Source organism: Polyangium jinanense, from assembly GCF_028435365.1.
Window position 1 is genome coordinate 10,014 of the sequence record NZ_JAGTJJ010000058.1, and the last position, 13,766, is coordinate 23,779.

At 69.1% G+C, this 13,766-nt stretch carries 6 protein-coding genes; all 6 read left to right on the forward strand.

All coding sequences use genetic code 11. From position 1 onward, the window contains the following. Window positions 1-191: 191 nt before the first annotated feature. Genes KEG57_RS45320 through KEG57_RS45345 form a run of 6 tightly spaced genes read left to right on the forward strand, consistent with a single transcriptional unit; the run spans window position 192 to window position 13,761 of the window. Complete coding sequence (locus tag KEG57_RS45320) at window positions 192-974, forward strand: glycosyltransferase domain-containing protein (RefSeq protein ID WP_272422993.1); 783 nt, start codon at window positions 192-194, stop codon at window positions 972-974. Beyond that, window positions 971-6,595, forward strand: coding sequence for a type I polyketide synthase (locus KEG57_RS45325; RefSeq protein WP_272459685.1), 5,625 nt, complete (start codon window positions 971-973; stop codon window positions 6,593-6,595). The genes KEG57_RS45320 and KEG57_RS45325 overlap by 4 nt, the downstream gene beginning before the upstream one ends. Then, complete coding sequence (locus KEG57_RS45330; RefSeq protein ID WP_272422990.1) at window positions 6,592-10,743, forward strand: non-ribosomal peptide synthetase; 4,152 nt, start codon at window positions 6,592-6,594, stop codon at window positions 10,741-10,743. The genes KEG57_RS45325 and KEG57_RS45330 overlap by 4 nt, the downstream gene beginning before the upstream one ends. Window positions 10,744-10,758: 15 nt before the next feature. Continuing rightward, window positions 10,759-11,856 (forward strand): class I SAM-dependent methyltransferase, encoded by a 1,098-nt coding sequence (locus KEG57_RS45335; protein ID WP_272422988.1) that lies wholly within the window; start codon window positions 10,759-10,761, stop codon window positions 11,854-11,856. Next, the gene (locus tag KEG57_RS45340; protein ID WP_272422987.1) at window positions 11,853-12,701 is read left to right on the forward strand and encodes a TauD/TfdA dioxygenase family protein; all 849 of its coding nucleotides are present in this window, start codon (window positions 11,853-11,855) and stop codon (window positions 12,699-12,701) included. Before KEG57_RS45335 ends, KEG57_RS45340 begins: the two co-directional genes overlap by 4 nt. Window positions 12,702-12,729: 28 nt before the next feature. Next, the gene (locus tag KEG57_RS45345) at window positions 12,730-13,761 is read left to right on the forward strand and encodes a methyltransferase (protein WP_272422985.1); all 1,032 of its coding nucleotides are present in this window, start codon (window positions 12,730-12,732) and stop codon (window positions 13,759-13,761) included. Window positions 13,762-13,766: the final 5 nt, after the last annotated feature.

Below are 13,766 nucleotides of genomic sequence, written 5' to 3' on the forward strand. Positions count from 1 at the left end.
CGAGTCCAGGGCTTGCCCTGGTTCGGGTCGAGGGGCGAACAGCCCCCGCGGGGTCCGGGGCAGCGCCCCGGCGCGGCGGTTTGTCTGCCACGTGGGGGGTTGTCAGGGCCCGAAAGCCATGTTCTCATCGGCGCCGTTCGCGACAGACCCCGACCCTCGATTGGCCCGCGCGGCCCAGGCGTTCCCCCGAGATGCTGAGCACACCTTCGCACGTCGACGCCCCGTCCGAACAGAGAGTTGCCTTCATCCAGCGCACGTTCGGCACGCGCCCGCTGCTCATCCACGCCAACGGGATCCGGGACGCGAAGCCCGGCTGGATCCGGGCTCGCGATGCGTTCTTCGCGCAGCCGCCGCGGCAGATTGGGCCCGTCCCGCGACTCACCATCCTCACATGCAATAACGGCCATGAGGCGATGGGCCTCTTCGAGCGGAGCTGCGCGCACCTCGGCGTCCCTTGTTTGGTGCGCGGGCAGGGCATCTTCCCCTGGGTCAACAGCCGCCACAAGCCCCTCGTGATTCACCAGGCTCTCCAGGAAATCGACACTGAATACGTCTTTTTCGCCGATTCCCGCGACGCCATCCTCGTGGACGATCCGCACCTCGCCCTCGAGCGCTTTGAAAAACTGTTCGACTGCGATTTGCTCTTCAGCGGCGACCGCATCAACTGGCCCTCGCTCAAGGAGTTCCGCCAGTTCGAGTCCTCCCTGCCGGGGGCCAAGGAGTCCGAGTTCCGCTACCTCAACAGCGGCGGGTTCATCGGGCGCACCGCGTATTGCCGCACCTTTTACGCCGACGCGGTCGCGACCGAGCCAGTCGCCGAGATGCCCGATGCCGATCAGGGCGTCCTCAAGAAGATCTTCAGCCGCCATTATCCCCACGTGAAGCTCGATTACCGCTGCGAGCTCTTCCAGAACCTCGGTTTCGTCACCGAGGATCCCTTCGAGATCGTGCCCGAGTCGGCGCCCACGGTATGAGCCCGGCTGAAAAGAACGAGTCCGCCCCGGGCGCGACCGAGCTGTTCGTCTTCTCCGCCCCCTCGCGCGAAGCGCTCCTCGACAAACTCACGGCATGCGACCCTAAGGGCGCGTTCCCGGGCCTCGCTCAGCAGCTCGCTGGGCTCGCCCCCGAGCCCCACCGCGTGGCGATCATCGCCGCCGATTCCGCCGATCTCGCCGCCAAGATCGAGCGCGCGAAGAAGCAACTCGCCGGCGCCGATCGCCCCTTCAACCTGGCCAACGGGGCTTTTTATGGGCGCGCGGACGACGCCGCGGCGCTCGGGCGCACGGCCTTCCTGTTTCCGGGCTTCGGCGCTCAATTTCCCGCCATGCTCGCCGGTCTGCACGCGCATTTTCCGGTTGTCCGGGCGTGGTTCGACCACATGGAGCCCGAGAGCCGCGATGCGCTGATGCGCAATCCGCTCCTCTTCCCCGCGCCCGCCGGCCGGGAGGGAGAGACCCCGCGCGAGCCCGACATCGAGGACATCATGAACTCGGTGCTCGTCGCGGATCTCGCCATGTACCGGCTGGTCGCGCACCTGGGCCTCGGGTGCGACGCCATGGCCGGGCATAGCTTCGGCGAGATCGCCGCCCTGCTCGCCTCGGGGATGGTGGAGGACGACCGGCAGGCGATGCGGCTTTTGCGCAGCATCACGCGCTCCTTGCGCGAGTACGGTCAGGGGGCCTCCGACGACGGCGAGCCCGCGTATACCATGCTCGCTTTGACCGACGCCTCGCGAAAGGCGCTGTCGCACCTTTGGACGGGCGAATCGGCCACGGTGTTCCTCTCGCTCGACAACTGCCCGCAGCAAGCCGTTCTCGTCGGCAAACCCGCGGACATCACCCGCGTCGAGCAGGCCGTGCGCGAACGCGGCGAGATCTGCTTCCGCATCAGCCGCCTCGAATACCCCGTGCACACCCCGGCGCTCGCCATTCCCCGCGACGAGCTCCGCCGCGTGTTCGATGGAATCGAGATCGGCCCCTCGGCCGTGCGCCCTTATAGCTGCTCCTCGGCCGCGCCTTTCCCTGACCGGCCCGACGAGATCCGCGATCTGCTCGCCGCGCAATGGTATACCCCGGTCCGGCTCCGCGAGACGATCGAGCGGCTCCACGCCGACGGGGTCCGTATCTTCATCGAGGTCGGCCCTGGCGGGCGTCTGACCGGGTTCGTCCGAGATACCTTGCGGGGCAAGGAGTTCCTCGCGCTGCCTGTGTACCAGGGGAGCCGAGGCGCGCTGGTCGAGTTGCAGATCCTGCTCGCGCAGCTCTTCGTGCGTGGCCATCGGGTCGATCTCCCTCGCCTCTGGGAGGGGCGCGCTCCGGTTGTCATGCCGGAGGGGAGCCGCGCTCGGGAGACGAGTTTGCCCGCGCCGGTCGCGGCCACGGGGGATCTGCTCTCCCTGCCGCAGGCGAATCGGCGCCGCGCGCTCGTGCAGCTCATCGTCGAGCGCGCGGCGGAGGTGCTGGAGCTCGGGGGAGCGGACCTCATCGATCCCCGCCGGGGCTTTTTCGAGCTCGGGATGGGCTCGCTCTCGTCCTTGAAGCTTGTCGATCGGCTGGAAACGAGCCTCGGCATTTCGATTCCCAAGACCGCTGCCTTCGATCATCCGACCCCCGAGGCGCTCGCCGGGTTTTTGAGTGGTCTGCTCGGCGGGGAGTCCGTGAAAGAATCGCCCCGAGAGGGCGGCGGCGAGGGCGCGGACCTGCACGAGCCCATTGCGATCGTCGGGGTCGCCTGCCGGCTGCCCGGCGGCGTGCGCACGCCGGAGGCCTTCTGGGATCTGCTCCGGCAGGGCCGCGACGCAATCACCGAGGTCCCACGGGATCGCTGGGATCCCGACGCGCTCCGCGGCGCCGAGTACGACGTCCCGGCCCCGTCGTGCCTGCGTCATGGCGGCTTTCTCGACGGGATCGACGGATTCGACAGCCTGTTCTTTGGCATCTCCCCGCTCGAGGCCACGACGCTCGATCCGCAGCAGCGGCTATCGCTCGAGGTCACCTGGGAGGCCCTCGAGCGCGCGGGCCTCGATCCGCGTGGCCTCGCCGGTTCGCCCACCGGGGTTTTTCTAGGAATCAGCAACAACGATTATGCGGCGCGGCTCTCTCCGCGGGAGCGGCTGCACATCGACGGGTACATCGGCACCGGCAATGCCCACTCCACCGCCGCGGGGCGTATTGCGTACGTGCTCGGGCTGAACGGGCCCTGCATGGCCGTCGATACCGCGTGCTCGTCCTCGCTCGTCGCCGTGCACCTCGCCTGCCAGAGCCTCCGGCGGGGCGAGAGCGATCGGGCCATCGCGGGCGGGGTGAGCGTGCTCCTCTCCCCGGAGAGCCACGTTTTTCTGGCCAAAGCCAGCGCGCTCGCCAAGGACGGGCGCTGCAAGACGTTCGATTCGGCGGCGGACGGGTATGTGCGTTCCGAGGGCTGCGTGATGGTGGTCCTCAGGCGCCTGCGCGATGCGCTTGCCGCCGGGGACGAGATCCTCGCCGTGATCCGGGGCTCGGCCGTCAATCATGACGGACGCACGAGTGGCTTCACCGTGCCGAGCGGGCCCTCCCAGGAGGCGGTCGTGCGGCGCGCGCTCGCCGATGCGGGGGTTTTGCCGGAGGAAGTGAGCCACATCGAGGCCCACGGGACGGGGACGGCGCTCGGGGATCCCATCGAGGTGCGCGCGCTCGGAAACGTATTTGCGGCGTCCCGGTCGCGCGCGCCGCTGCTCCTCGGCTCGGTGAAGACGAACATCGGCCACCTCGAGGCGGCGGCGGGCGCGGCGGGGCTGCTCAAGCTGGTGCTCGAACTCGGGCACCGGCAGATCGTGCCCCACCTGCATTTGCGTGAAAAGAGCCCGCGCATCGATTGGGATCGGCTGCCTTTCCGGATCCCCACAGGCGGCGAGCCGTGGGAGAGCGAAGGGCGCCCACGCATCGCGGGGCTCAGCTCCTTCGGGATCAGCGGCACCAATGCGCACGTCGTGCTCGCCGAGGCTCCCGTGCGGTCTGCGGAGGCGAACGAGGCGGGCTCGGACAAATCTCATCATCTGCTGGCCCTGTCGGCGCAGTCGCCGGCCGCCCTTGGCGCGCTTTGCGCGGCGGTCGCGGATAGGCTCACGGAGGAGCCGGCGCCGGATCTCGGCGATGTTTGCTATACGAGCCAGGTCGGGCGCGCGCATTTCCAGCACCGGATCGCGGTGGTTGGCGCGAGCCACGCGGAGCTCGTGGCGGCCCTGCGCGAGCCTCCGGGCGAGCGCGCCGCGCCCGCGCGGGCGAAGACGGCGTTCCTCTTCACCGGCCAGGGTTCGCAATACGTGGGCATGGGGCGGGCGCTTTTCGAGGCCGAGCCCGTCTTCAGGAAAGCGCTCCTCACGTGCGAAGAGATGCTCCGCCCGCACCTCGAAGAGCCATTGCTCGCGGTGATGTTCGGCGAGAGCGCCGCGCCCGAGGGGCGCCCGCTGCTCGATCGCACCGCATACGCGCAGCCGGCCATCTTCGCGCTCGAATATGCGCTGTTCGAGCTCCTCTCGTCCTCTGGGATCGAGCCGGATCTGGTCCTGGGTCACAGCGTCGGAGAGTATGTGGCGGCTTGTGTCGCCGGGGTATTCAGCCTGGAGGAGGGGCTCGGGCTCATCGCGGCGCGGGGGCGGCTCATGCAATCGCTACCGGCGGGCGGCGGGATGCTCGCCGTCGCGGCCTCGGAAGAGGAGGTGCGCGCCCGCCTGCCCGAGGGGGCGATGGGCCTGTCGTTCGCCGCCGTCAATGGTCCGCGGAGCGTGGTGCTTTCCGGCGCGCTCGAGGCCCTCGGCACCGCGGCCGGGGCGCTGCGCGACGCGGGGCTGCGCACGAACGAGCTTTCAGTCTCGCATGCCTTTCATTCGTCGCTGATGGATCCCATCCTCGACGAGTTCCGCGCCATCGCGTCCCGGGTGACCTATCGGCGCCCGGGTTTGCCGCTGATCTCGGCCCTCAATGGCAAGCGGGTACAGAACGAGCCGACCTCCCCCGAGCACTGGACCGTTCACCTGCGGCAGCCGGTGCGGTTTTTCGAGGCCATGCGCGCGGCCCGGAGCGAGGGCGCGGGGGTTTTCCTCGAAATCGGACCGAAGGCGGTGCTGAGCGGCCTCGGGCTGGAATGCCTGCCGGGCGCGGACGAACGGAGCTTCATCGCGACGCTCCGCCCGCCGCGCGACGAGCGCGCGCAATTCCTGGAGAGCCTCGGCAAGCTTTACGAGCATGGCCTGGAGATCCGCTGGGCGCGCCTGCACGAAGGACACACGCGCCGCAAGGCCTCGCTGCCTACCTATCCCTTCCAGCGCGAGCGATACTGGATCGAGCGCCGGCCCGTCCGGGAGGAGGGGCATCCTTATCGCGCGGAGGCCACGCCTTCGCGGACGCTGCTCGGCGATCGAATGCGTTTGCCCGGACCTTCCCGGACCGTGCGCTTCGAGTCGCACGTGCGCACCTCGGTGCAGCGTTTCCTCGACGGATATCGGCTCGCCGGCCGGCGCGCGTTGCCGGGCGCGGCGTATCTGGCCATGGCGCTCGCCGCCGGAGCTACGCTGTTTGCATCCGCGCCCCTCGCCATCGAGGGATTCGCCGTTCGCGCGCCGCTCTGGCTGCACGAAAAGGCGAGCACCGTCGTGCATACCACGCTCGATGCGCAGGACGACGGCGCCTACCGGATGCAGATCTTCGCCCTGCGCGAAGGGAGCGAGGGGGGCGCGTCAGAGTGGGTCCTCCACGCGGAGGCCACGCTGCGAGCCCTCGCGTCGGGCGAGCCGAGCGATCTCCCCGTCGAGCGGGCGGCGGGCGAGGGGGCGGCCGCCGTTCCGCCGGAGAGGTTTTACGAGGCAAGTCAGAGGTTCGGCCTCGTGTATGGCGAGGTTTTCCGTGTGATCGAGGCTCTCTCGGTGGGCGCCTCCGAGGTCGTGGTGACGCTCGCGGCGCGCGAGGTCACGGACCCGGCGACGCGCGAGGATGCGCGGCGCACGACGATGCTCGACGGGTGCTTCCAGGCAATGGGCGCGGCCCTGTTTGCCCAGGGAGGCGAGGATCTCCTGCTCGAATCCGTCTCGCGATTGTTTTTCCACGGCGGCTCGTTCGAGCGGCTGCGGGTCTTCGGCGCGGCGCGCGAGGGGAAGGCGTCGCTGCGTGCATGCGAAGCAGACGGGGGCCGCGTGGTCCTCGACATCGACGGCATTCATTACGGCACGGCGCGCGCCCTCGTGGACGAGCCGCGTGGTGAGGGCGAGGCGGCGGGCGCGCAGGGCGCGTCGATCGTCGAGAGGCTACGCGACGCGCCGGCCGCGGAGCAGCCCGGGGTGATGCGTCATTATCTCGAGCTGCTCGTGCGCAAGATTCTGCGCCTCGCACAGAACCAAACGCTCGATGCGGATCGGCCCCTGCTCGCGCTGGGCCTCGATTCGATGATGATCGTGCAGCTCCGCGCCCGGATCCAGCGGGACCTGGGGATCGAGATCCCGATCGCGCGGATCGTGGAGCGACCGACGCTCGTGGGGCTGACGGAGGCTGCATTGCGCGGGCTCTCCGAGGCCGCGGAGGCGAAGGCCGCCGAGGACGCGCGGTGGGTCGAGGGAGAGTTATGAGCGTGATCGAGATGCTGCGGGAGCGGGTGCTCGAGGGCTTCCGCTTCTGGATCGAGGGCGAGCGGCTGCGTTATCGCGCGCCCCGCGAGGCGGCCACCGAGGCGCGTCTCGCAGAGCTGCGGCAGCACAAGGACGAGATCCTGGACGTCCTCCGGCGTTGCCCGGAAAAACTCGAGGTCTGCCCACTCTCGCACGGCCAGCGGGCGCTCTGGTTCTTGTGGCGGCTCTCGCCCGAGAGCAGCACCTACAACCAATCCGAGCCCTTGCGGATCCGGCGCTCGGTCGATCTCGCCGTCCTGCGAAAGGCCTGCCGCGCGCTGGTCGCGCGCCACCCCATGCTGCGGACCACGTTCCGTACCCACCGGGGCGAGCCGATGCAAGAGGTGGGGCCCGCCGGGGACATCGATTGGGCCGAGATCGACGCCTCCTCGTTCGACGAGGCGCGGCTCGGGGAGGTGATGCGCGATGCGCACCGAGCGCCCTTTGATCTCGAACGGGGTCCGGTGGTGCGGTTCCGCTGCTATACGCGCGCCCCGGATGAGCACCTCCTGTTCGTGACGATGCACCATATCGTTTGCGACGGCTGGTCCTTCGCCATTCTCGCGCACGACCTGCCCGTTCTGCTCGACGAAATCGAGGGCCGCGGCGCGCCGCTGCCGCAGCTCGTTTCCTCGTACCACGATTACGTGCGCTGGCAGCGGGAGATGCTCGCGGGGCCGGAGGGCGAGCGCCTGTGGCAAGCCTGGAAGCAGGACCTCGCGGGCCCCCTGCCGCCGCTCTCGTTGCCCACGGATTTTCCGCGCCCCGCGATGCAGACGTACCGCGGCGATTCTTGCCCCTTCACGGTGCCGGACGAGCTCGCCGCGCGCCTGCGCGCGCTCGCGGGTGAGGAGGGCGCGACGCTGCACGCGACGCTTCTGACCGCGTTCCTCGCGCTCCTGTACCGATATTCGGGGCAAAAGGATCTCGTCATCGGCACGCACACCTCCGGGCGCGGCCGCAATGAGCTCCTGCCCATCGTGGGGTATTTCGTCGATCCGGTGGTGATCCGGGTGGGCGTCTCCGAGGGCCGCACGTTCCGCGCCTTTTTGCAGGACGTGAAGCGCACGACGCAGCGGGCCCTGGAGAACCGCGATTTCCCATTTCCCTTGCTGGTGGAAAGGCTACGGCCCGAGCGTGATCCCAGCCGCTCGCCGCTCTTCGACGTGGCCTTCAATCACCTGAGCACCAAGGGCGCAGGGCGCGACGGGGCCCTGGAGATCCTGCAGGGGCCGCACGAGGGCAGCAAGTTCGACCTCACCCTCACGGTGATGGATGGCGAGGCGACGATCGCGGGCTCGCTCGATTACAACTCGGATCTCTTCCGCAGGGAGACGGCCGCTCGTTTCACCGAGCACCTCGTGCGCCTGCTCGCGAGCGCCGTCGAGGATCCCGAGCGCGCGCTCGACGATATCGATCTGCTCGGCGAGGGCACAGGCGGGCTGCCGGCCGTGCTGCGGGGACGACCGCAGCGTGATCCACGGGCGCGGTTGCCCTTGCACGCGCTCATCGAGGAGCAGGTGGCGCGTTCGCCCTCCGCGCCGGCCCTCTCGGCCGGGGGCGTGACGCTGACCTACGCCGAGCTCAATGCCCGCGCCAATGTCGTCGCGCATCACCTGCGCGCGCTCGGCGTGGGGCGCGACGCCCGCGTGGCCGTGTGCACGGGCCGCTCGGCCGAGGTGATGATCGCCATCCTCGCCATTCTCAAGGCCGGCGGCGCATACGTGCCGCTCGACCCGGGATATCCCGGCGATCTGCTCGCGTACATGCTGAAGCAGGCCGGCGTCACGGTCGTCCTCACGCAACGGGCATTCGTCGGGGCCCTGCCGGCAAGCGAGGCGCGCGTTGTGTGCGTCGAGGAGGTGAGCGGGTATCCCGAGACAAACCCGGAGCCGCTCTCCGGTCCGGAGGACCTCGTTTACGTGATGTTCACCTCGGGGTCGACGGGGCGGCCCAAGGGCGTGGCCATCGAGCATCGCTCGCTCACGAATTACGTGTTGAGCATGATCGAGGATCTCGCGATGGAGCCGGGGAGCCGCTTCGCGCTGGTGTCCACGATCAGCGCGGATCTCGGGAACACGGTGGTGTTTCCCTCGCTGTGCACGGGCGGATGTCTGCACGTGGTGCCCGAGGAGGCGCTCGTCGACAGCGCGGGGTTCGGGCGGTATGTCACGGAAAACCAGATCGATTACCTGAAGATCGTCCCCTCGCACCTCGCCGCCCTGACCGAGGCGAGCCTCGCGGGGCTGCCGCGCAAAGCGGTGTTCCTGGGCGGCGAGCCTTCGCCGCTGCGGTGGGTCGAGCGGCTCGCGTCGCTGTCGGAATGCAGGTTCTTCAACCATTACGGCCCCACGGAGACCACGGTAGGGGTTTTGACGTACCGCTTCGAGCCCGCCGAGATGCCCCTGCCGGCGGCGATCCTGCCCTTGCGTACGCCGGTCGCGGACGCGACGATTCATCTGCTCGACGCGCGCATGCGAGCCGTGCCGCCCGGGGTAGCCGGCGAGCTCTACGTGGGCGGCACCTGCGTGGCCCGGGGCTATATCAATGACCCCGAGCGCACGCGCGAGCGCTTCGTGCGGGATCCAATGGGCAGCGGCGCGCTGCTCTATCGCACGGGGGATCTGGCGCGGCAGCTCCCCACGGGGGATATCGAGATTCTCGGCCGGCAGGATCGGCAGATCAAGCTGCGCGGGTATCGCATCGAGCTCGGGCAGATCGAGTCCATCCTGCGCAAGGATCCGCGTGTGCAGCAATGTGCTGTGTTGCCCGACGTGGACGGGCCGCGGGCGAGCCGGCTGATTGCATACGTGGTGCCCGCCGGCGAGGCGCGGGGCGAGGGCGCGCCGAGCGGCGAGGAGCTCTGGGCCGAGCTGCGGGCGCTCGTCGAGCAGCAGGTGCCGCGTTACATGGTGCCGAGCCGCTGCGTGCTCGTCCCCGACATGCCACTCACGCCCAATGGCAAGGTCGATCATCGAGCCTTGCGCGCGCTCGATACGGGGCCCGCCGAGGAGGCGCAACGAGCCTTGCCCCGCGACGCGCTGGAGCTCGAATTGTGCACGATCTTCGGCGATGTGCTCGGTGCGCCGAGCGTCGGGCCGCGGGACGATTTCTTCCAGCTCGGCGGCCATTCGCTCCTGGCCGTGCGCCTGGTGGATCGTATTCACGAGCGCCTGGGCGAGCGCGTGGCCCTGGGGACGCTGCTCGCGAATCCGACGGTGGAAGGCGTGGCGGGCGCGCTGCGCGCGGGAGGTACGAGCCTCGGCCGCGCGACGCTCCTGCCCATTCGCGCCCGAGGACGCCTGCAGCCGCTCGTGTGCCTGCCGGGCGCGGGCGGAAACGTCATGTATTTCCACGACCTCACGCGGCCTCTCGGCGCGGAGCGCCCGGTGTGGGGCCTGCAGGCCATTGGCCTCGACGACGGCGGTCCGATCCCGACCCGCATCGAGGACATCGCCGCGCGGTATGTGGAGGAGCTCGGACGAACGTTGCCCTCCGCGGAGCCGTATCTGCTCGTGGGGCATTCGTTCGGGGGCCTCGTGGCCTTCGAAATGGCGCGGCTCCTTCGTGAGGCCGGGCGCGGCGTGGGATTCTTGGGCGTGATCGACAACCCCGCCCCGAGCGCGGTGGACGACGGGGCTGCCCGGCGGGACGACACGCAATGGCTCCTGCACATCGCGACGCGCATCGGAAAGCTCTACGGGGTGGACCTCGCGCTGCGGAGCGAGGCATTTTCGGCGCTTTCGTACGGCGAGCAAGTGGCGAGCCTGGTCGAGAAAATGCTGGTCGTGGGGCTCTTGCCGAGCGGGACGAACCGGGCGCATTTCGCGCGGTTCATCGAGGTGTACAAGGCAAACGCGATCGCCGCGGCCACGTACCGATCCGCAGGCGGGCCGATCGACGTGCCCATCCGGCTCTTCCGGGCCCGCGAGGAGGATCCGGAGCTCGAGCGGGAGGCTGTCGCGGGCGACGCGACCCTGGGATGGCAGCGCTTCACGCGCCATTCCGTGGAGGTGTTCGAGATGCCCGGAACCCATATCACGATGATGACCGAGCCCCACGTGCGGGCACTCGGCAGCCGGATGGCCGAGATCATCGGTCGGGATTGAGAGAGGAGGCGAGGCATGGCGGTGCTGCGGCTGAACGTGCAGAGGGCGCGGAAGGTGCTGGTGTCGCGGGCCGTGACGGCCCTCGACCTGCGAATGGTGCTCGCTTTCAAGGAGCCCCGCGACGCCGAGCGCGTCATCGGCGACGATTTCGAGCAGACGCTCGGCGACGGCAATACGCCGCGAGAAGAGGCGCGGCGTACGCTCGAGACCTTGATTGCCGAGGAAGTTCTGGTGCCCGTGGGGGACGCCGCGGACATGGACGGCGCGTGCGCGCGGTTCGGGAGCGAGGCGTCCACGCTTGCCCAGGTCGTGGAGGCGCTCGCAGGCGATCTCGGGGCCATGGGAGCCTTCGCGCAGCGCGAGGTGCGCATCGACGGCGAGGATCCGCTCGCCGTGCTTTCGTCCGTGCGGAGCAAGCTCGACGCCCTGCGCAAGGGCCTCGGCGATGCGCGGGCGCGGTTCGTCGCCGAGCAGATGCAGGGCGTGGTGCGGACCGCGGAGGGCGAGCTTTTCGTGCACCTCGGGTCGGGCACAGCCCGGGTGCCGGGCTGGACGAACGTCGACCTGACGGGCGGCGACGTGCGGCTGAACCTGTGCTGGGAGCTGCCATTCGCGGACGCCTCGGTGCGGTATCTCTACTCGGCGCACACGCTCGAGCATTTCGATTTCCACACCGCTGCGCGGAGGCTCGTGAAGGAGATCCACCGCGTGCTCGCGCCGGGAGGGACGGCGCGGATCGTGGTGCCCGACATCGGGGCCTTCGTGCGCCAGTACGCCGCCGAGAACAAGGCGTTTTTCCGCGAGTACGACCGGACGCGCCCCGAGTTCGCAGGTCCCGCGGGGTACCGGACGGACCTCGCCAAGGTGATGCGCATGGCCGGCTCCGCGGTGAAATCGGGGTGGTTCTTCGAGCACAAGATGGGGTATGATTTCGACACGCTGGCGGACATCCTCCGGCGCGCGGGCTTCTCGACGATCGAGCGGTCCGAGTACCGCGGGAGCCGGCACGAGGCATTGCGCGGAATGGACGACCACAGCGCGTCCACCGGTTTCTCCTACGAGGACGTCGCAAACTCGCTGTTCGTGGAGGCCACGAAAGAGGTAAGCACATGAAGTACGAACTCATTCGCGTCGAGCCCATGGTAGGCGCCCTCGGGGCCGAGATCGGCGGGATCGATCTGACGAAGCCGCTCGCGGATCAGGCGGTTGCGGAGCTCAAGCGAGCGTTCGTCGAGCACCATCTCCTCGTGTTCCGCGGGCAGCCGATCGACGTCGAGCACCAGAAGGCCCTCGGGCGCCACTTCGGGACGCTGCACGTGCACCCGCTCTTCGAATCGATCGAGGGCCATCCGGAGGTCGTCGCGTTCGTCAAGGAGCCCGAGGATCGCGTGAACGTCGGCGGAGGCTGGCACGCGGACCTCACCTGCCTGGAACGGCCGCCGCTCGGCTCGATCCTGCGGGTGACGGAGACCCCCGCGCGTGGAGGCGACACGCTCTTCGCGAACATGGTCGCGGCCTATGAGGCGCTCTCGCCCGCGATGCAAAAGTTCCTCGAAGGGCTCACCGCGATCCATACCTCGGCCAAGGTGTACGGGCCCTGGGGGAAGTACGCGCATAGCAAGGGCAAGACCGGCGCGCCCGCCAAGATCGACAACGCCGGGCAACACGCGGCGCATCCGATCGTCCGGACACACCCGGAGTCCGGCCGCAAATCGCTGTTCGTGAACCTGGCGTACACGATCTTCATCAAGGGCCTGAGTCTCGAGGAGAGCACGGCCATCCTGGAGTTCCTCTACAGCCACGCCGTCAAGGGCGAGTTCACGACCCGCCTGCGCTGGGAGAAGGACACGATCGCCTTCTGGGACAACCGCTGCACACAGCATTACGCAATGAACGATTATCACGGCATGCGGCGCGCGGCCCTGCGGGTGACGATCGAGGGCGACCGGCCCGCCTGACAGCCGATACGAAAGGGAGGAAAATTCGATGGACGTGCTCCAGCTCGTGGGAGCGTCGTGGATCTCGAAGTCGATCGCCGTCGCGGCGCGGCTGGGTGTGGCGGATCTCGTCGAGCAAAAGCCTTTGCCGGTGGACGAGATCGCCCGGGCTGCGGGGGCGCATCCGGAGGCCTTGCTGCGGCTCTTGCGGGTGCTCGCCGCGGCGGGGGTTTTTACGTTCGACGCCGAGGGCAAGGTCGCGAACTCCAAGCAGTCCGAGCGCTTGCGGACGAACCACCCGCAATCGATGCGCCATTTCTGCATGCTGGCCGGCGAGCATTATTACGACGCCTGCGGCGCGCTCTTGCACACGGTCAAGACCGGAGAGCCCGCGTTCCGGCACGTGTTCGGCGGTTCGATTTACGACGTGATGATGAAGGACCCGGAGGCGGCCCTGGTCTACGACAAGGCCATGGCCGATCTCACGCGCCCGGTCGCCGCGCTCGTCGCCGCGCGCCACGATTTCTCGGGCGTATCGACGATCATCGACGTCGGCGGCGGCAGCGGAACCATGCTCGCGGGGCTCCTGTCCGCCCACAAGCACCTGCGCGGCACCTGCATCGACCGCGAGGATGTCTGCGCGCGCGCCGCCGCGGCCCTGCGCGCGTCGGGCGACGAGGATCTCGCGGACAGACTGTCCTTTCATGGGCAGAGCTTCTTCGAGTCGCTCCCGGAGGGAGGGGACGTATACATTTTGAAGAACGTCCTCCACAACTGGGGTCACGACAGCTCGCTGCGGATCCTCCGCCAGATTGCGGAGGCCATGCGCCGCAAGGTGGCCTCGGGCGGGCGCGCGCCGCGCCTCTTGGTGATCGAAGCCCTGGTCGAGGGGACCGATACCTCGCTGCGCAAGCTCGTGGACGCGCTCTTTCAGGTGGCACTCTGCGAAGAAGGCACGCGCGAGCGCACCGAGGCCGAGATGCGGGGGCTGCTCGGGGAGGCGGGGCTCGGGGTGGTGGCGATTCAGCAGCTCCCGACGGAGCTCGCGGTCATCGAGTGCACGCTCGCGGGCGCGGGCTGACGTCG

Bases quoted from the DNA above. Each gene is read 5' to 3' on its own strand.
- KEG57_RS45320 (WP_272422993.1), top strand. From the start codon at position 192: ATGCTGAGCACACCTTCGCACGTCGACGCCCCGTCCGAACAGAGAGTT.
- KEG57_RS45325 (WP_272459685.1), top strand. From the start codon at position 971: ATGAGCCCGGCTGAAAAGAACGAGTCCGCCCCGGGCGCGACCGAGCTG.
- KEG57_RS45330 (WP_272422990.1), top strand. From the start codon at position 6,592: ATGAGCGTGATCGAGATGCTGCGGGAGCGGGTGCTCGAGGGCTTCCGC.
- KEG57_RS45335 (WP_272422988.1), top strand. From the start codon at position 10,759: ATGGCGGTGCTGCGGCTGAACGTGCAGAGGGCGCGGAAGGTGCTGGTG.
- KEG57_RS45340 (WP_272422987.1), top strand. From the start codon at position 11,853: ATGAAGTACGAACTCATTCGCGTCGAGCCCATGGTAGGCGCCCTCGGG.
- KEG57_RS45345 (WP_272422985.1), top strand. From the start codon at position 12,730: ATGGACGTGCTCCAGCTCGTGGGAGCGTCGTGGATCTCGAAGTCGATC.